This window comes from [Mycobacterium] fortunisiensis, assembly GCF_019050325.1.
GTDB classification, from domain to species: Bacteria; Actinomycetota; Actinomycetes; order Mycobacteriales; family Mycobacteriaceae; genus Mycobacterium; species Mycobacterium fortunisiensis.
The window spans coordinates 196,310-213,685 of sequence record NZ_VOMB01000016.1 but is presented as its reverse complement, the minus strand read 5'-3'; the positions used below and the strand labels follow the sequence as shown (position 1 = coordinate 213,685).

Genomic DNA, 17,376 nt, shown 5'->3' with positions numbered 1-17,376 from the left:
TGTTCACAGCCCGTTTTGGCGATCCCCTGGGCTCCCGGTATCCTGATCAGGTTGTCGGGTCGAGCCCCGTCGTTCTGCGGCGAGCGGGCCCAACCCCCCAAGGACTGATTTCGAGGAGTTGTTGATATGGCTGCCGTGTGCGATATCTGCGGAAAGGCCCCGGGCTTCGGTAAGTCGGTGTCGCACTCGCATCGGCGGACCAGCCGGCGCTGGAACCCGAACATCCAGTCGGTGCGCACCGTGTCGCGTCCGGGTGGCAACAAGCAGCGCGTGAACGCCTGCACCTCCTGCATCAAGGCCGGCAAGGTCTCGCGCGGCTGACGTCGCGCGCATTCGCGTCCGGTCCGGGCGCGGTTCCGTTGTTTACTCCAGTGGTGGGCAGGGTATGTCCTGCCGTCATGATCCTATGTCGTGCATCACACTCACCGCTCTACGTGTTTGCTGTGGCTGTTGCGGCCGGCTCAGTGCTGGCCGCATGCGCAGGCAACGATTCGGACAGCGACACCACCACGACCGAGCTGCCCGCGACCTCGGAGACGTCGGTCACCCACACCGAGACCACCGTCATCGAAACTCCTGGCGTCGAGACGCCGGTGTCGCCCGCCCCGGAATCACCGCCGGCGGAGGTACCGACCTCCGGCCCTGACGACGGCGGGGACGTCACCATCGAGATCCCGTCGCCGGGCATTCCCTCCCCACCGCCGATCCCCGCGCCGCCGGCCGTCCCCGGCCCCTGATCGACTCAGGGCAACCGCCAGTCGATCGGCTCGGCGCCCTTCTCTTGCAGCAGCTCGTTGGCACGACTGAACGGGCGTGACCCGAAGAACCCGCGGGACGCCGACAGCGGAGACGGGTGTGGCGATTCGATCGTCGCGCAGTCCCCCTCGGCGAGTAGCGGTTTGAGCGTCGACGCGTCGCGCCCCCACAGCACCGCCACCATCGGCTGCCGACGTGCGACCAGCGCACGGATCGCGCACTCGGTCACCGCCTCCCACCCCTTTCCGCGGTGGGAAGCCGGCGTGCCCGGGGACACCGTGAGCACACGGTTCAGCAGCAGCACCCCACGCTGCGCCCAGGGGGTCAGGTCGCCGTTGGCCGGCGGTGGGTAGCCCAAATCCTGCGAGTACTCCGTGAAGATGTTCGACAAGCTGCGCGGCAGCGGACGCACGTCGGCGCCCACCGAGAAGCTGAGGCCCACGGCGTGCCCGGGTGTCGGGTACGGATCCTGACCGACGATCAGTACCCGCACCTGATCGAACGGAAACGTGAAGGCGCGCAGGACATTCGGTCCGGCCGGCAGATAACGTCGGCCGGCGGCCAGCTCGTCGCGGAGGAACTCTCCCATTCCGGCGACGTGCGGTACGACCGGCTCCAGCGCACGGGCCCAACCCTCCTCGATGAGTTCGTTGAGCGGGCGGGCCCCGGTGGAACTACTCCTCGCATCCGTCGTCACGAGAAGCCAACCTAGCGCGAACCGTCAGTCAAACGATTGCCATCCCGGGTTTCCCGCCCACGGCGCGCCGTCGACAAGCACCGCGACCGGGCCATCGACCACCCGGCCGACGGCCCGCCACCCGGGCGGTGGCGCACCGGGGAACGTCGCCACCAGGGCGTGGTCCTCCCCGCCGCCGAGCACCCAATCCCACGGGTCGCCGCCCACCGCGGCGGCGGCTTCGGCGACCGCTCGCCGATCACCGTCGAAACTGCTGCCGTCCAGATCGATGCCGGCTCCCGACGCCGTCGCGATGTGGCCCAGGTCGGCCAGCAGGCCGTCGGACACGTCCGTCATCGCGGTGGCCCCGGCATCGGCGGCCACCACACCCTGCCCATACGGCGGCTGCGGGGTCAGGTGCCGGCGGCGCAGTTCGGCGAATCCGGCCGGCCCGTCGACCCCGTGCTCGTACAGTGCGTGGCCGGCGGCCGACCGCCCCAGTTCACCCGTGACCGCCACCGTGTCGCCGGGCCGGGCCCCACTGCGCCGCACCGGAGCCCGGCCGCCGAGATCCCCGAGCACGGTGACCGAGAGCACCCACAGCGGGGCGCGCACCAGATCACCGCCGGCGATGCTGGCGTCCAGCAGTGCCGCCTCGGCCCACAGCCCGTCGGTGAGCTCGGTCGCGGCCGCGACCGAGGTGTCCGCGGGGGCGCCGAACGCCACCACGAAGGCCGTGGCCCGGCCGCCCATCGCCTCGATGTCGGCGGCGTTCTGGGCGATCGCCTTGCGCCCGACGTCGCGCGGCGCGGACCAGTCCAGCCGGAAGTGGCGGTCCTGCACCAGCATGTCGGTGGACACCACGGTGCGCCCGTCACCTGCGGTCACCACCGCCGCGTCGTCGCCGGGGCCCAACGTGACGGCACCAGCCTGCCTGCGCCCGGCCACCAACCGGTCGATGACGACGAATTCCCCGGCCGTCGCCAAGGTGTCGCCGGTGTCCGCACCGGAATCCTCGCCGGTCATGTCCCTGGTCACATCGCCTCCTGCCGGTCGCTGCCGCGTCCTGAGCCCGGACCGGACCTGCGGTACGTTTGGTGCCTGCGGCCAGCAGTTTATGCAGCGAGACGGAGGAGACAGCCGGTGGTGGAGGCTTATGTGCTGATCCAGACCGAGGTGGGCCGCGCCGAAGTCGTCGCCAAGCAACTCGCCGCGCTGCCCGGCGTGGTGTCCGCGGAGTACGTGACCGGCCCCTACGACGTGGTCCTGCGCATCAGCGCCGACACGCCGGCCGGGCTGCAATCGGACGTGATCCCGGCAGTGCAACAGGTCGCCGGGATCACTCGAACCCTGACCTGCCCCATCGCCGACCCCGACCGGCCATAGAGTTGGTGGTGTGACCGAGTCGCCCGCCTCCGATGGACCGCCCCGCGCGCTGCTGATCGCGGCAATCGTCGTTGCGGTTTCGGTGCTGATCACCGTCCTCGGTATCGCGGCGTCACGCCAGCGTTCCCCGCAGCAGCGACCCGTCGCCATCCCGTCGATCCCCGCGCCGCAGGCCGACAGCGCCCACTGCCACGACCTGCTCAACGCGCTGCCCCAGCAGCTCGGCGATTTCCGGCGTGCCCCGACGGTCGACCCGACGCCGCCGGGGACCGCGGCCTGGCGGGCCGAACCGGACGCCGAACCGGTGGTCCTGCGCTGCGGACTGGAACGGCCCACAGATTTTGTGGTGGGCACCCCATTGCAGGTGGTCGATGAGATCCAGTGGTTCCGGGTGGGCGATTCCGGTGCGGGCAGCCCGGCGGCCTACGCCGAAGATCAGGGTCGTAGCACCTGGTACGCGGTGGATCGCCCGGTCTACGTGGCGCTCACCCTGCCGGCGGGCTCGGGACCGACACCCATTCAGCAGATCTCCGGGCAGATCGCCCGCACCATGCCCGCCCAGGAGCCCGTTCCGGCCCCGGCGCGCTGAACCCTGGCGTGCGCCGGACGCGCGTCAGCGCAGGCCGGTACCGCGGGCCAGCGCGGTATCGACCATCGCGGTCAGCAGCGTCGGGTAGTCCACACCGCTGGCCGCCCACATCCGCGGGAACATCGAGATGGTGGTGAATCCCGGCATGGTGTTGATCTCGTTGATCACCGGGCCGTCGTCGGTGAGGAAGAAGTCGACGCGGGCCAGCCCCTGGCAGTCGATCGCCGTGAAGGCACGCACCGCCAGCCGGCGCACCTCGTCGGCGATGTCGTCGTCGACCTTGGCGGGCACATCCAACTCGGCCGCATCGACGAGGTACTTGGTGGCGAAGTCGTAGAAGCCGTCCTCGCGCCCGCGGACTCCGGCCACCCGGATCTCGCCCACGGTGCTGGCCTCGACCCGGCCGTCGGCGAACTCGAGCACACCGCATTCCAGTTCCCGGCCCGGCACCGCGGCCTCGATGATGACCTTCGGGTCATGGCGTCGCGCGAGTTCGATCGCCGCGGGCAGTTCATCCCACTCGGCCACCCGGCTGACACCGATCGAGGAACCGCCGCGGGCGGGTTTGACGAACACCGGAAGGCCGAGGCGCTCCCGGTCGTCGAGACTCAGCGTGGCGGCAGATCCGTCGCGCCCGGGCCGCAACACCACGAAATCACCGATGGGCAGCCCCTCGGCCACCAACAGCTTCTTGGTGAACTCCTTGTCCATCCCGGCGGCGCTGGACAGCACACCCGAGCCGACATACGGAACCCCGGCCAGCTCCAGGAGCCCCTGGATGGTGCCGTCCTCGCCGTAGGGCCCGTGCAGTACCGGGAACACCACATCGACGGCGGCCAACAGCTCGCCGGGGCCGTTACTCAGGGCGAGCAGTTGGCCACTGCGGTTGGGGGCGGCGGCCAGCGCCAGCTCGGTTCCGGAGGTCTCGGTGACCTCGGGCAACTGACCGTCGGTGATCGCGAGGGTCTCGGGCCGGCCGTCGGTCAACATCCACGACCCGCCGGGCGTGATCCCGACGGCAATGACCTCGAACCGCTCCGGGTCGAGGTTGCGCAAGATGCTCCCCGCCGAGACGCAGGAGATCGCGTGCTCAGAGCTACGCCCGCCGTAGACGACGGCGACGCGGGTACGGGATCCGGTCTGATTGCGGGCAGTCACAACCTAGAGAGGCTACCGTCCCGGTCCGCTACTGCCGTTCGGTGCATCCTGACCTGGTATTTCACCCCTCAAGGGCCTGTCCGACGTCGGCCAGCAGGTCGTCGGTGTCCTCGATGCCGGCCGAGATGCGAGCGAATCCGTCCGGTACCGGGTCACCCCAGCGGGCCCGCCGGTCCACCGAGGTGTGAATGCCACCGAAGCTGGTGGAGGCGATCAGCAGCGCGCTGCGCTGCACCAGGGCGTGCACGGCCGCGGCGTCGGCCAGCTCGATCGACACCAGTCCGCCGAATCGCTTCATCTGGCCGACCGCCAGCTCATAGGACGGATCGTCGGGCAGCCCCGGATAACGCACCGAGCGCACCGCGGGATGGTTGCGCAGCATCACCGCCAGCGCCGCCGCGTTCTGGCACTGCCGTTCGAACCGCAGTCCGGCGCTGCCCAGGCTGCGCAGCACCAGCCAGGCCTCGAACGCGCCCAGGATCGGCCCGGCCAGCAGCCGGTCACGCTCCACCGCGGCCATCAGCTCGGGTTGGCTGCCTGCGACGTAGCCGGCCACCAGATCGCTGTGTCCCGACAGTGCCTTGGTGGCGCTGGCCACCACGAGATCGGCTCCGAGGGACAGCGGTTGCTGACCCAGCGGTGTCGCGGTGGTGTTGTCGACGACGAGCGTGGCACTCTCGGCGCGGCAGGTCATCGCGAGCCGGTGCAGGTCTACCACGTCGAGTCCGGGGTTGGCCGGGGTCTCGGCCAGCACCACGTCGGCTCCGGCGGCCGCCGCACACATGCCGGCCACATCCGCCTCGACGACCGTGATCCCCTGTGGGGCAAGATATTCCGCCGCATAGCGACGGACCTGATAGTAGCCGTCGGCCGGGACGACAAGGGTGGCGCCGGGCCTGGCCAGCACCCGCAGCACCGAGGTGATCGCCGCCATGCCCGAACCGAACGTGAGCGCGGCGGCCGCCCCCTCGAGTTCGGCCAGCGCCTTCTCCAGCTGCCGCCACGTCGGGTTGGAGCTGCGACCGTAACTGTCCAACGGCTCGGATTCGTCCGGCGAGAGGTGAAACGCGGAGGCCGGCACTGGCACGGGCGCCACCGGATGCCCCGGAACCGATTCCAGGCCAACGGCTTTGACGCTCCGGGTGGAATCTCCGTACACGCCGCCCATATCGCTCACTCCGGTTTGGTGCTCCGCCCCAACAACAATGCCACTGCCTCGTGAACCGACAATCCCTTGTGACACACCCGGTGAACAGCGTCGGTCAACGGCATCTCCACGCCATAACTGGAGGCCAGGGCCAGCACCGACTCACAGGAGGCCACTCCCTCGGCCACATGTCCGCCCGCCGCGATCAACGCCGATTCCATCGTGCCGCCCTCGCCCAGCCGCTGGCCGAATGTGCGGTTGCGCGAATGCCCGGAGGTACACGTGGCGACCAGGTCCCCGACCCCGGCCAGCCCGGCCAATGTGGCGGGGGTGGCGCCCAACGCGATACCCAGCCGCATGATCTCGGCCAGTCCGCGGGTGATGATGGCGGCCACGGTGTTCTCCCCCAGCCCCACGCCCACCGCCATGCCGCAGGCCAGCGCGATGACGTTCTTACAGGCCCCACCGACCTCGGCGCCGATGACGTCGGCATTCGTGTACGGGCGGAAGTATCCGGTGGCCAGCGCGCGCTGCAGCGCGACCGCGCGGCCGGAATCGCTGCACGCGACGACGGTGGCCGCCGGCTGCTCGTCGGCGATCTCGCTGGCCAGGTTCGGCCCGGTCACCACCGCGACGCGGGACGGGTCGACGCCGGTCACCTGGACGATGACCTGACTCATCCGCATGAGCGAGCCGAGTTCGATGCCCTTGGCCAGGCTCACCAGCGTCACGTCGTCACCGATCAGGTGCTTCCAGCCCTCCAGGTTCGCCCGAAGCTGTTGCGCCGGAACACCCAGCAGCACAGTGCAGGCCCCGGACAGCGCCTCGGACGCATCGGTGGTGGCCCGGATCGAGGCCGGCAACACGACATCACCGAGGTAGCGACTGTTGCGGTGAGCGGTGTTGATCTCGTCGGCAACCTCGGGGCGTCGCGCCCACATCGTCACCGGATTGCCCGCGTCCGCCAGCACCTTGGCCAGCGCGGTCCCCCACGCACCTGCACCCATAACCGCAGCCTCTACCACCCGTTCACCCTATCCCGGCGGCTGCGCGCCGCGCCGCCACAGCGCGGCTGGCAGGATGAACCCATGAGCGGCTCCCGAAGTGACACCGCCGCCGCAGCAACGCAGGCCACCGACGTCGCACTGGTGATCGCGGTCAAACGGCTGTCGGCCGCCAAGACCCGGCTGGCCCCGATCTTCTCGGCAGCCACCCGGGAGGCCGTGGTGTTGGCCATGCTCGTCGACACCCTCACCGCGGCGTCCACCGTCGCCCCCGTCACCGTCGTCACCCCCGACGATGCGGCGGCCGAGGCCGCGCGTGCACTGGGTGCGGCGGTACTGGTGGATCCGACGCCGACCGGTCACCGCGACCCACTCAACAACGCGCTGCGCACCGCCGAGGCGCAGCTTCGCACCCATGCACCGAATATCGTTGTGCTCCAAGGTGATCTACCCGCCCTGCAACCTCGGGAGCTGGCCGAGGCACTGGTCTCGGCCCGGGCCCACCAGCGCAGCTTCGTCGGCGATCGACACGGCACCGGCACGTCGGCGCTGTTCGCCTTCGGCACCGCGCTGGCCCCCCACTTCGGGGCCGATTCAGCTGCGCGCCATCGTCACTCCGGCGCGATCGAGCTCACCGGCGCCTGGCCCGGTCTGCGCTGTGACATCGACACACCCGACGACCTGCAGGTGGCCCGGCGCCTCGGCGTCGGCACCGCCACCGCCCGGGCACTGGGCACACGTGGCCGGTGAGTGCCGGCGCGGAGTTGTCAGTGAGTAGCCGCGAACCCGGCAGATAGGGAATGATCGGACAAATGAGCGAAGCTACCGAAGCCGAGCCTGGGACCCGGTCGGACTCCCAACCGGACACCGCCGCAGCCGCATCGGGGCCCTCCGGCGAGTCACCGACACCCGAAGTGCCGCCGGCGGCGACCGCACCGGCGGTGGACAACGCCCTGCCCGACGACCGCTACCTCAACCGCGAGCTGAGCTGGCTGGACTTCAATGCCCGCGTCCTGGCGGTAGCCGCCGACCCGTCGATGCCGCTGCTCGAACGCCTGAAGTTCCTGGCGATCTTCGCGTCCAATCTCGACGAGTTCTACATGGTGCGGGTGGCCGGGCTCAAACGCCGCGACGAGATGGGGCTGTCGGTGCGTTCCGCCGATGGACTGTCCCCACGCGAGCAGTTGCGCCGGATCAACGAGCGCACCCAGCAGATCGCCAACCGCCATGCCAAGGTGTTCCTGCACTCGATCCGCCCGGCGCTGGCCGAAGAGGGCATCGTCATCGTCAACTGGGCCGAACTCGACGAGACCGAACGCGCCAAGCTGTCCACCTACTTCCACGAGCAGGTGTTCCCGGTCCTCACCCCGCTGGCGGTGGACCCGGCGCACCCGTTCCCCTTCGTGAGCGGGCTGAGCCTGAACCTGGCCATCACCGTCCGCCAACCCGAGGACGGTGGACAGCACTTCGCCCGGATCAAGGTGCCCGACAACGTCGGCCGCTTCGTGGAACTCAGCCCGCCCGCCGATGGGTCGACGGTGGTGCGGTTCCTTCCGATGGAGGAACTGATCGCGACGTTCCTTCCGGTGTTGTTCCCCGGCTTGGAGATCGTCGAGCACCACGCGTTCCGGATCACCCGCAATGCCGACTTCGAGGTCGAAGAGGACCGCGACGAAGACCTGTTGCAGGCACTCGAGCGGGAACTGGCCCGTCGGCGGTTCGGCTCGCCCGTGCGGTTGGAAGTGTCCGACGACATGACCGAGAGCATGCTCGAATTGCTGTTGCGGGAACTGGATGTGGCCCCCGGCGACGTGATCGAGGTGCCCGGTCTGCTGGATCTGTCCGCGCTGTGGCAGATCTACGCCGTGGACATGCCCGCGCTCAAGGACCGGCCGTTCGTGCCCGCCACCCCACCGGCTTTCGGTGAGCGCGAGACGCCCAAGAGCATTTTCTCGACGCTGCGTGACGGGGATGTGTTGGTACACCATCCCTACGACTCGTTCTCCACGACCGTGCAGCGGTTCATCGAGCAGGCCGCCGCCGATCCCAACGTGCTCGCGATCAAGCAGACGCTGTACCGCACCTCCGGTGACTCGCCCATCATCAACGCCCTGATCGATGCGGCCGAGGCGGGCAAGCAGGTGGTGGCGCTCGTCGAGATCAAGGCCCGCTTCGACGAACAGGCCAACATCAAATGGGCCAGGGAGCTGGAACAGGCCGGTGTCCACGTGGTCTACGGCCTGATCGGGCTCAAGACCCACTGCAAGACCTGTCTGGTGGTGCGCCGCGAAGGGTCGACGATCCGGCGCTACTGCCACATCGGCACCGGCAACTACAACCCGAAAACCGCGCGGCTGTATGAAGATGTCGGGTTGCTCACCGCCGATCCCGACATCGGGGCCGACCTGACCGACCTGTTCAACTCGCTGACCGGCTACTCACGCAAGGACGCCTACCGCAACCTGCTGGTCGCCCCGCGCGGCGTGCGCAAAGGCATCATCGAGCGCATCGACCGCGAGATCGCCGCTCACCGGGACGGCGCCGACGCGGGCATCCGGATGAAGATGAACGCGTTGGTCGACGAACAGGTCATCGACGCGGTGTACCGAGCGTCACAGGCCGGTGTCCCGGTGGAGATCGTGGTACGCGGAATCTGTGCGCTGCGCCCCGGTGTGCCCGGGTATTCCGACAACATCACCGTGCGCTCGATCCTTGGGCGGTTCCTGGAGCACTCGCGGATTATTCACTTCCGCGCCATCAACGAGTTCTGGATCGGCAGCGCCGACATGATGCATCGTAATCTCGACCGCCGTGTCGAGGTGATGGCTCAGGTCAAGGATCCACGTTTGACCGCGCAACTGGGCGACGTGTTCGAGTCCGCGATGGATCCGGCCACCCGGTGCTGGGAATTGCGCCACGATGGTCATTGGACGGCGCTGCCCCAGGAGGGACAGACAGTTCGCGACCACCAGGTGTCGCTGATGGAACGTCATCGACATCCCTGACCGACCGGACCCGGGCCGGTAGCTGACCTACAGGAGTCTAGGTGTCCAACAACACGAGATCGGCGAAAACCGGTTCCGCTGTCGTGCCCGCGGCGGGTGCGGTGTTGTGGCGGGCCAGTGACGACGCCTCGGGCACCATGGCGACCGAGGTGGCCGTCATCCACCGTCCACGCTACGACGATTGGTCGCTGCCCAAGGGGAAAGTCGAGTTCGACGAAACCGATCCGGTGGCCGCGGTACGCGAAGTCCACGAAGAGACCGGGTACACCGCACAGCTCGGTCGGCGGCTCGGCTCGATCTCCTACGACATCCCGGCGGGCACCAAACGTGTCTGGTACTGGGCGGCCCGCGCCACCGGTGGCGATTTCACGCCCAATGACGAGGTGGACAAGCTCATCTGGCTTCCGGTGACCGCGGCGGCCGATCAACTGCAATACCCGCAAGACCGAAAAATGTTGCAACGCTTCGTAAAACACCCGCCAAATACGAAAACCGTGCTGATCGTCCGGCACGGTGCGGCCGGACGGCGGTCGCGGTTCAAGGGTGACGATCGCAAGCGGCCGTTGGACAAAAAAGGCCGGGCACAAGCCGAGGCTCTGGTCGGCCAATTAGTGGCATTCGGTGCCACAACGCTTTACGCGGCCGATCGACTGCGCTGTCATCAGACCCTGGAGCCGCTGGCCCAGGAACTCGGGGTCGACATCCACAACGAGCCGACGCTGACCGAGGAGGCGTACAGCTCCGATCACAAGGCCGGGCGCAACCGCATCCTCGAACTCGCGGCGCGGGCGGGAACGCCGGCGATCTGCACGCAGGGCAAGGTGATTCCCGACCTCATCTCCTGGTGGTGCGCACGCGCGCATGTGCGCCCGCAGACCACCGGCAACCGCAAGGGCAGCATGTGGGTGCTGTCGATGGTGGACGACCGCCTGATCGCCGCCGATCACCTGGGCAGTCCGCTACCCAACGGCAGCTGAGTAGACACGCAGAAAGGCACGTCGTGAGCTGACCTTCGGCTCACGACGTGCCTTTACCGGAATTACTTGCGGCCCTTCTTGGCCGGGGCCTTCTTCGCCGCGGCCTTCTTGGCAGGTGCCTTGGTCGCGGCCTTCTTGGCGGGCGCCTTGGTCGCAGCCTTCTTGGCCGGAGCCTTCTTGACAGCGGCCTTCTTGGCGGGCGCCTTGGTCGCGGCCTTCTTGGCCGGAGCCTTCTTGACTGCGGCCTTCTTGGCCGGAGCCTTCTTGACTGCCGCCTTCTTGGCCGGAGCCTTCTTGACTGCGGCCTTCTTGGCGGGCGCCTTGGTCGCGGCCTTCTTGGCCGGAGCCTTCTTGGCTGCGGTCTTCTTGGCAGCAGTGCGCTTCGCCGGGCCCGCTGTCACCCCGCGCTTGACGGCTGGACCGTCGGCCGGGAGACGCTGCGCCCCAGAAACAACCGCCTTGAACTGCGCGCCGGGACGGAATGCCGGCACCGAGGTGGGCTTGACCTTCACCGTCTCGCCGGTGCGCGGGTTCCGCGCCACACGGGCAGCGCGGCGACGCTGCTCGAAAACACCGAATCCGGTGATCGTGACGCTTTCGCCTTTGTGCACCGCACGGACGATGGTGTCGACAACGTTCTCCACCGCGGCGGTAGCCTGCCGACGATCGGTGCCCAGTTTGGTTGTGAGTACGTCGATGAGCTCCGCTTTGTTCATCCAAAACCTCCGAAACCAGTGGTCCTCCTTGGACCGACTAGAGGACACGGTAAACCCTGTGACCACTGATTTCCAAGAGCCACGCGCAATTTCAGGCGTAGCTAGCGAACAATCCGGCAATCCGCTTGCCCCACTTGGACTCCTGCCGGGAGGGTCCAGAACCGGTTAGGCAGGCGGCGAATTCGGGCGCCGAGGCGCCCTTTCCACCCCTGAAATCAGGCCGGCAGAGTGCGCGGCTTCCAGGCCGGTCGATGCGTCTCGTAATCCTCGATTTGATCGAGTTTCCGCAGCGTAAGGCCTATATCGTCGAGTCCCTCGAGCAGCCGCCAGGCCGTGTAATCGTCAATCCTGAACGGCACCACGACCGTTCCCGCCACGATATTTCGATCTTGAAGATTCACAGTGATTTCCAGCCCCGGATTCTGCTCGATGAGCTTCCACAAGAGCTCGACATCGTCTTGAGCCACTTCGGCGGCCAATAGCCCGGCCTTGCCGGCGTTGCCGCGGAAAATATCGGCGAAACGGGACGAGATAACCACCCGGAAGCCATAGTCCATGAGCGCCCAGACGGCATGTTCGCGTGAGGATCCGGTGCCGAAATCGGGTCCGGCCACCAACACGGAACCTTTGTCGAATGGGGGGAGATTGAGAATGAACGACGGATCAGTCCGCCATGCGGCGAACAGTCCGTCTTCGAAACCCGTTCGGGTGACCCGCTTCAAATAGACCGCGGGAATGATCTGGTCGGTGTCGACATTGGACCGCCGCAGCGGGACGCCGATGCCGGTGTGAGTGCTGAATGCTTCCATTCTGGGGCTCCTCTTAGTGGGTCGAGGCGGGCAGATCGGCAGGGGACGCCAGTTTTCCGCGCACGGCGGTGGCCGCGGCGACGGCCGGTGAGACCAGGTGGGTACGGCCACCCTTGCCCTGCCGGCCTTCGAAATTCCGGTTCGACGTCGACGCGCAGCGCTGCCCGGGCGACAGTTGGTCAGGGTTCATGCCCAGACACATCGAGCAGCCGGCCTGCCGCCATTCGGCGCCCGCGGCGGTGAATATCTGGTCGAGGCCTTCCGATTCGGCCTGAGCCCGGACCCGCATCGAACCGGGCACCACCAGCATCCGCACCCCGTCGGCCACCTTGCGGTCCCGCAGCACGTCGGCGACCACCCGCAGGTCCTCGATGCGCCCGTTGGTGCAGGAGCCGACGAACACCGTGTCCACCGTGATGTCACGCATGGCCATCCCGGGTCGAAGATCCATGTAGGCCAAAGCCTTCTCCGCCGACTGCCGGTCGCCGTCGTCGCCCATCAATTCGGGATCGGGAACCGATGCGGACAGCGGAACCCCCTGCCCCGGGTTGGTTCCCCAGGTGACGAACGGGCTCAACGAAGCGGCGTCCAGGTAGACCTCGGTGTCGAATTCAGCACCCTCGTCGGTACGCAACTGCCGCCACGCGGCGACAGCGGCGTCCCAGTCGGCACCCGTGGGGGCATTCGGGCGGCCCTTGAGGAACTCGAACGTCGTCTCGTCCGGGGCCACCATGCCGGCCCGCGCCCCGGCCTCGATGCTCATGTTGCAGATCGTCATCCGGCCCTCCATGGACAACGCCTCGATGGCGCTGCCCCGGTATTCGATGACGTGGCCCTGCCCGCCGCCGGTGCCGATCTTGGCGATGACGGCCAAGATGATGTCCTTGGCGCTCACTCCGGGCGGCAGTACGCCGTCGACGTTGACCGCCATGGTCTTGAACGGCTTGAGCGGCAGCGTCTGGGTGGCCATCACGTGCTCGACCTCGGAGGTGCCGATACCCATCGCGATGGCGCCGAACGCACCATGGGTCGAGGTATGGCTGTCGCCACACACCACCGTCATGCCCGGCTGCGTCAGCCCCAGCTGCGGTCCGATGATGTGCACGATGCCCTGCTCGGCGTCGCCCATCGGGTGCAGTCGGATACCGAATTCCGCGCAGTTGCGGCGCAACGTCTCGACCTGGGTGCGCGACACCGGGTCGGCGATCGGCTTGTCGATGTCGATCGTGGGCACGTTGTGATCTTCGGTGGCGATCGTCAGGTCCGGTCTCCGCACCGGGCGGCCGGCGAGCCGCAGACCGTCGAACGCCTGCGGGCTGGTGACCTCGTGGACGAGATGGAGGTCGATGTAGATCAGGTCGGGCTCGCGAGCTGCGCCCTCTCCCTCACCACGCGCCACGACATGGTCGTCCCAAACCTTTTCGGCCAGGGTGCGCGGCTTCACGGATGTCTGTGTCGGTTGGTCCATCGCTAGTTCTCAATTCGATTCACGGCGAATGCGGGGCTGCATCAAGGGTCCGCCAGGGCTGGGAGGTACTGTCGCCATCTCATCTGTCATCTCAGAATGCGAGACGTTAGTATCTCTCTGTGAGAAATGATAGCGGCATCGGCGTCCTCGACAAAGCCGTGGGTGTGCTGCACACCGTGGCCGAGTCACCTTGTGGGCTGGCCGAACTCTGCGAACGGACCGGGCTTCCCCGCGCCACCGCACACCGGCTGGCCGCAGGCCTGGAGACGCACCGGCTCCTGGCCCGTGACGGCGACGGCCGCTGGCGCCTGGGCCCGGCACTGACCGAATTGGCCTCTCACGTCAACGATCCGCTGCTGGCGGCCGGCGCCGCCGTGCTGCCTCGGCTGCGCGAAATCACCGGCGAGAGCGTGCAGCTGTACCGCCGCGAAGGGCAGTCCCGGGTGTGCGTGGTGGCGCTGGAGCCGCCGGCCGGGCTGCGCGACACCGTTCCGGTGGGGACCCACCTTCCGATGACGGCCGGCTCAGGAGCCAAAGTGCTGCTGGCCTACGCCGACCCGGCCACCCAGCAGGCGGTACTGCCGCTGGCGAAATTCACCGATCGCACCCTGGCCGAGGTCCGAAAGCGCGGTTGGGCCCAGAGCGCCGCCGAACGGGAACCCGGCGTGGCCAGCGTCTCTGCGCCGGTGCGTGACGGACGAGGGGCGGTGATCGCCGCGGTGTCGGTGTCCGGGCCGATCGACCGGATGGGCCGGCGCCCCGGCGCGCGGTGGGCCGCCGATCTGCTCGCCGCCGCCGAGGCACTCACCCGTCGACTGTGAGACGAATCTCAGCAGATGGCCGGGTGTCTCGTCGGTGCGGGTTTCTTTGGTGAGGGGGGTTCTTTGGTGAGCGCCTTTTCCGCGAGCGTCACTGGGCGAGCGTCCTCGCCGCGAGCGTCACGCCAGAGTGACGTTCGACACCCAGAGCCACTCCAGCGTGACAAACCGGCGGCGTGACGACCGAGCCGACGCCTCAAGGACCCCACAACGCAAAAGCGCCCAGTTCGTATGAACTGGGCGCTTTTACTTCTGTACCCCCGATGGGATTCGAACCCACGCTACCGCCGTGAGAGGGCGGCGTCCTAGGCCGCTAGACGACGGGGGCTAGGACTTCCGGATGGTCAGCATAGCTCAGGCGATCTCGCTGACCTAATCCAGTAGTTGGCTGGGGTACCAGGACTCGAACCTAGAATGGCGGTACCAGAAACCGCTGTGTTGCCAATTACACCATACCCCACTGATCGCCCATTACCGCAGGTCACGGGCAATTTCGATCCGATCAGCTCCGCCGGGGGCTCCCCTGCTTTGCTTTCCGGGCCGACGAGCAGACTACCAAAGATTTTCGGTCTGCTTTACCAAGCCCCGTCCGTCCGGGTATTCACAGCGTGGCCCGGGCGGCACGCAACCGCGCCAGGCTGCGATCGGCGCCCAAAAGCTCCATCGACTCGAACAGCGGCGGGCTGATGGTGGCACCGGTGACAGCGACGCGGATCGGCCCGAAGGCCTTACGAGGCTTGAGCTCCAGACTGTCCAGCAGCGCCGCCTTGAGCGCGGCCTCGATGTTGGCGGTGTTCCACTCCCCGATGCCCTCCAGCGCGCCGAGTGCGGCGTCCAGGACCGCTGCAGCCTCGGGCTTGAGCTCCTTGGCCGCGGACTTCTCGTCGATCTCGTAGGAGCCGTCGTCGAAGAATTTCAGCAGACCCCACGCATCACCCAATACGACGATGCGGGTCTGCACCAGGGCGGCGGCCTCGGCGAAAGCGTCGTCGCCCAAGCCGGTGTCATGGCCGTGGGCGTCGAGGTACGCGCGCAACCGGGCGGTGAAATCCGCTGGCGTCAGAAGCCGGATGTGCTCGGCGTTGATCGCATCGGCCTTCTTCTGGTCGAACCGCGCGGGGTTGGAGTTGACGTTGGTCACATCGAAGGCGGCCACCATCTCGTCGAGGCTGAAGACATCGTGATCGTCGGCGATGCCCCAGCCCAGCAGCGCCAGGTAGTTCAGCAGGCCCTCCGGCAGGAAGCCGCGGTCGCGGTGCAGGAACAGATTCGACTGCGGATCGCGCTTGGACAGCTTCTTGTTGCCCTCGCCGAGAACGCTTGGCAAATGGGCGAATTCCGGAACCCGCTCCGCCACACCGATCCGCATCAGGGCGCGGTACAACGCGATCTGCCGAGGCGTCGAGGGCATGATGTCCTCGCCGCGAAGCACGTGGGTGATCTTCATCAGCGCGTCGTCGACCGGATTGACCAGCGTGTACAGCGGATCTCCGTTGGCCCGGGTGACGGCGAAATCCGGCACCGAGCCGGCCGGGAAGCTCACCGGCCCACGCACCAGATCGGTCCAGCTCAGATCCTCGTCGGGCATCCGCAGCCGCAGCACCGGCTTGCGGCCTTCGGCGGCAAATGCCTGGCGCTGCTCGTCAGTGAGGTCGCGGTCGTAGTTGTCGTAACCCAGTTTTGGGTTGCGGCCGGCTGCGATATGGCGGGCCTCGACCTCGTCGGGTGTCGAATAGGCCTCGTAGACCTCGCCGGCCTCGAGCAACCGGGCGATCACGTCACGGTAGATCTCGCTGCGCTGCGACTGCCGGTACGGCTCGTAGGGGCCGCCGACCTCTGGGCCCTCGTCCCAATCCAGACCCAACCAACGCAGCGCGTCGAGGATCGCGGCGTAGCTCTCGTGGCTGTCACGCGCGGCGTCGGTGTCCTCGATCCGGAACACGAAAGTGCCGCCGGTGTGCCGGGCATAGGCCCAGTTGAACAGTGCGGTACGGACCAACCCGACGTGCGGGGTGCCGGTCGGCGAGGGGCAGAATCGGACCCGAACTGGGGCGTTCGTCATTTACTTTCCTTTGCGCACAACGGGGTTGGTGAGGGTGCCGATGCCTTCGACGGTGACGCTCACCGTGTCACCGTCTTCGATCGGCCCGACGCCCTCGGGGGTTCCGGTCAGGATCAGATCGCCCGGCAACAACGTCATCACCGCCGAGACCCACTCGACGATGGCACCGATGTCATGGATCATCAGGGAGGTTCGGCTGCGCTGGCGGATCTCGCCGCCGGCGGTGCCGGCAATTCCACTGGTCACCTCCGTGCGGATCTCCAAATCGGAGGGATCCAGGTCGGTGACGATCCACGGGCCGACCGGGCAGAACGTGTCATGCCCCTTGGCGCGCATCCACTGACCGTCTTTGGCCTGCTGGTCGCGCGCGGACACGTCGTTGGCGATGGTGTAACCCAGGATGTTCTCGGCGGCACGCGCGGCGGGCACGTCTTTGCACGGCCGGCCGATGACGATCGCCAACTCCCCCTCGTGGTGCACGGGATTGGCGTCGGCAGGCAGCTGGATCGGCACGTTGGGCCCGATGATCGCGGTATTGGGCTTGAGGAAGATCACCGGATCTTCCGGCGCCACCCCACCCATCTCCTCGGCGTGGGCCGCGTAGTTCTTGCCCATGCACACAACCTTGCTCGCCAGAATGGGTGCCAGCAACCGGACGTCGGCCAGCGGCCAGCTCCGCCCGGTGAAGTTGGGATTGCCGAAAGGATGTTCGGCGATCTCTTTGCAGACGGTGTCTGCACCGTCGCCTTCGACACTGACAAACGCGACACCGTCGGGGCTGGCAATTCGACCTAAGCGCATTCGT

General features: G+C 67.7%; 18 protein-coding genes and 2 tRNA genes. 8 read left to right on the top strand and 12 right to left on the bottom strand.

The genetic code is table 11. The features are described 5' to 3' along the window. Positions 1-126 precede the first annotated feature (126 nt). Both rpmB and FR943_RS11305 read left to right on the top strand, forming a co-directional pair. A complete protein-coding gene (gene rpmB, locus FR943_RS11310) occupies positions 127-321 on the top strand; it encodes a 50S ribosomal protein L28 (protein WP_217156977.1) in 195 nt (64 codons plus the stop codon). A gap of 122 nt (positions 322-443) precedes the next feature. Next, positions 444-737, top strand: coding sequence for a hypothetical protein (locus tag FR943_RS11305; protein ID WP_217156975.1), 294 nt, complete (start codon positions 444-446; stop codon positions 735-737). A 5-nt stretch (positions 738-742) separates the two neighbouring features. Here FR943_RS11305 and FR943_RS11300 read toward each other — a convergent pair whose 3' ends face one another. Continuing rightward, positions 743-1,453: a uracil-DNA glycosylase gene (locus FR943_RS11300; RefSeq protein WP_217156973.1), complete on the bottom strand. Its 711-nt coding sequence runs from the start codon at positions 1,451-1,453 to the stop codon at positions 743-745. 24 nt (positions 1,454-1,477) lie between these two features. After that, the gene (locus FR943_RS11295; protein WP_217158158.1) at positions 1,478-2,458 is read right to left on the bottom strand and encodes a thiamine-phosphate kinase; all 981 of its coding nucleotides are present in this window, start codon (positions 2,456-2,458) and stop codon (positions 1,478-1,480) included. A 117-nt stretch (positions 2,459-2,575) separates the two neighbouring features. On the opposite strand from FR943_RS11295, the gene FR943_RS11290 reads away from it, so the two are divergent. Together FR943_RS11290 and FR943_RS11285 are read left to right on the top strand one after the other, a co-directional pair. Beyond that, positions 2,576-2,818, top strand: a complete 243-nt coding sequence (locus FR943_RS11290; RefSeq protein WP_217156971.1) for an Lrp/AsnC ligand binding domain-containing protein — start codon at positions 2,576-2,578, stop codon at positions 2,816-2,818. Between the two features lie 10 nt (positions 2,819-2,828). After that, positions 2,829-3,407, top strand: coding sequence for a DUF3515 domain-containing protein (locus FR943_RS11285; protein ID WP_217156968.1), 579 nt, complete (start codon positions 2,829-2,831; stop codon positions 3,405-3,407). Positions 3,408-3,431: 24 nt separating this feature from the next. On the opposite strand, the gene FR943_RS11280 is transcribed toward FR943_RS11285, so the two are convergent. The 3 genes from FR943_RS11280 to FR943_RS11270 form a co-directional block, all read right to left on the bottom strand. After that, complete coding sequence (locus FR943_RS11280) at positions 3,432-4,565, bottom strand: D-alanine--D-alanine ligase family protein (protein WP_217156967.1); 1,134 nt, start codon at positions 4,563-4,565, stop codon at positions 3,432-3,434. A gap of 61 nt (positions 4,566-4,626) precedes the next feature. After that, complete coding sequence (locus FR943_RS11275) at positions 4,627-5,733, bottom strand: cystathionine gamma-lyase (protein ID WP_217158156.1); 1,107 nt, start codon at positions 5,731-5,733, stop codon at positions 4,627-4,629. Positions 5,734-5,738: 5 nt separating this feature from the next. Further along, complete coding sequence (locus FR943_RS11270) at positions 5,739-6,719, bottom strand: NAD(P)H-dependent glycerol-3-phosphate dehydrogenase (RefSeq protein WP_217156965.1); 981 nt, start codon at positions 6,717-6,719, stop codon at positions 5,739-5,741. Positions 6,720-6,800: 81 nt separating this feature from the next. Between FR943_RS11270 and cofC the strand changes: the two genes are divergently transcribed. The 3 genes from cofC to mutT1 are packed head-to-tail and all read left to right on the top strand — an operon-like array spanning position 6,801 to position 10,698. Further along, positions 6,801-7,466 carry a 2-phospho-L-lactate guanylyltransferase gene (gene cofC / locus FR943_RS11265; RefSeq protein ID WP_217156963.1) on the top strand — a complete coding sequence of 222 codons (666 nt, stop codon included), beginning with the start codon at positions 6,801-6,803 and terminating at the stop codon, positions 7,464-7,466. Positions 7,467-7,516: 50 nt separating this feature from the next. Beyond that, complete coding sequence (locus tag FR943_RS11260; protein WP_372448112.1) at positions 7,517-9,721, top strand: RNA degradosome polyphosphate kinase; 2,205 nt, start codon at positions 7,517-7,519, stop codon at positions 9,719-9,721. 41 nt (positions 9,722-9,762) lie between these two features. Then, a complete protein-coding gene (gene mutT1, locus FR943_RS11255) occupies positions 9,763-10,698 on the top strand; it encodes an 8-oxo-(d)GTP phosphatase MutT1 (protein ID WP_217156959.1) in 936 nt (311 codons plus the stop codon). Between the two features lie 62 nt (positions 10,699-10,760). Here mutT1 and FR943_RS11250 read toward each other — a convergent pair whose 3' ends face one another. The 3 genes from FR943_RS11250 to leuC form a co-directional block, all read right to left on the bottom strand. Further along, positions 10,761-11,414, bottom strand: coding sequence for an HU family DNA-binding protein (locus tag FR943_RS11250; RefSeq protein ID WP_217156957.1), 654 nt, complete (start codon positions 11,412-11,414; stop codon positions 10,761-10,763). Between the two features lie 215 nt (positions 11,415-11,629). Beyond that, a complete protein-coding gene (gene leuD, locus FR943_RS11245; RefSeq protein WP_217156955.1) occupies positions 11,630-12,223 on the bottom strand; it encodes a 3-isopropylmalate dehydratase small subunit in 594 nt (197 codons plus the stop codon). Between the two features lie 13 nt (positions 12,224-12,236). Beyond that, positions 12,237-13,691 (bottom strand): 3-isopropylmalate dehydratase large subunit, encoded by a 1,455-nt coding sequence (leuC, locus tag FR943_RS11240; protein ID WP_217156953.1) that lies wholly within the window; start codon positions 13,689-13,691, stop codon positions 12,237-12,239. Between the two features lie 119 nt (positions 13,692-13,810). Between leuC and FR943_RS11235 the strand changes: the two genes are divergently transcribed. Beyond that, complete coding sequence (locus FR943_RS11235; RefSeq protein ID WP_217156951.1) at positions 13,811-14,512, top strand: IclR family transcriptional regulator; 702 nt, start codon at positions 13,811-13,813, stop codon at positions 14,510-14,512. 252 nt (positions 14,513-14,764) lie between these two features. On the opposite strand, the gene FR943_RS11230 is transcribed toward FR943_RS11235, so the two are convergent. The 4 genes from FR943_RS11230 to FR943_RS11215 form a co-directional block, all read right to left on the bottom strand. After that, positions 14,765-14,837 (bottom strand) — tRNA-Glu (locus tag FR943_RS11230). A gap of 57 nt (positions 14,838-14,894) precedes the next feature. Beyond that, positions 14,895-14,969 (bottom strand) — tRNA-Gln (locus FR943_RS11225). A 141-nt stretch (positions 14,970-15,110) separates the two neighbouring features. Further along, positions 15,111-16,571, bottom strand: coding sequence for a glutamate--tRNA ligase (gltX, locus tag FR943_RS11220; RefSeq protein ID WP_217156950.1), 1,461 nt, complete (start codon positions 16,569-16,571; stop codon positions 15,111-15,113). Next, positions 16,572-17,372, bottom strand: coding sequence for a fumarylacetoacetate hydrolase family protein (locus FR943_RS11215; RefSeq protein WP_217156948.1), 801 nt, complete (start codon positions 17,370-17,372; stop codon positions 16,572-16,574). Positions 17,373-17,376: the final 4 nt, after the last annotated feature.

Bases quoted from the DNA above. Each gene is read 5' to 3' on its own strand.
- rpmB (WP_217156977.1), top strand. From the start codon at position 127: ATGGCTGCCGTGTGCGATATCTGCGGAAAGGCCCCGGGCTTCGGTAAG.
- FR943_RS11295 (WP_217158158.1), bottom strand. From the start codon at position 2,458: ATGACCGGCGAGGATTCCGGTGCGGACACCGGCGACACCTTGGCGACG.
- FR943_RS11275 (WP_217158156.1), bottom strand. From the start codon at position 5,733: ATGGGCGGCGTGTACGGAGATTCCACCCGGAGCGTCAAAGCCGTTGGC.
- FR943_RS11270 (WP_217156965.1), bottom strand. From the start codon at position 6,719: ATGGGTGCAGGTGCGTGGGGGACCGCGCTGGCCAAGGTGCTGGCGGAC.
- cofC (WP_217156963.1), top strand. From the start codon at position 6,801: ATGAGCGGCTCCCGAAGTGACACCGCCGCCGCAGCAACGCAGGCCACC.
- FR943_RS11260 (WP_372448112.1), top strand. From the start codon at position 7,517: ATGATCGGACAAATGAGCGAAGCTACCGAAGCCGAGCCTGGGACCCGG.
- FR943_RS11250 (WP_217156957.1), bottom strand. From the start codon at position 11,414: ATGAACAAAGCGGAGCTCATCGACGTACTCACAACCAAACTGGGCACC.
- leuD (WP_217156955.1), bottom strand. From the start codon at position 12,223: ATGGAAGCATTCAGCACTCACACCGGCATCGGCGTCCCGCTGCGGCGG.
- leuC (WP_217156953.1), bottom strand. From the start codon at position 13,691: ATGGACCAACCGACACAGACATCCGTGAAGCCGCGCACCCTGGCCGAA.
- gltX (WP_217156950.1), bottom strand. From the start codon at position 16,571: ATGACGAACGCCCCAGTTCGGGTCCGATTCTGCCCCTCGCCGACCGGC.
- FR943_RS11215 (WP_217156948.1), bottom strand. From the start codon at position 17,372: ATGCGCTTAGGTCGAATTGCCAGCCCCGACGGTGTCGCGTTTGTCAGT.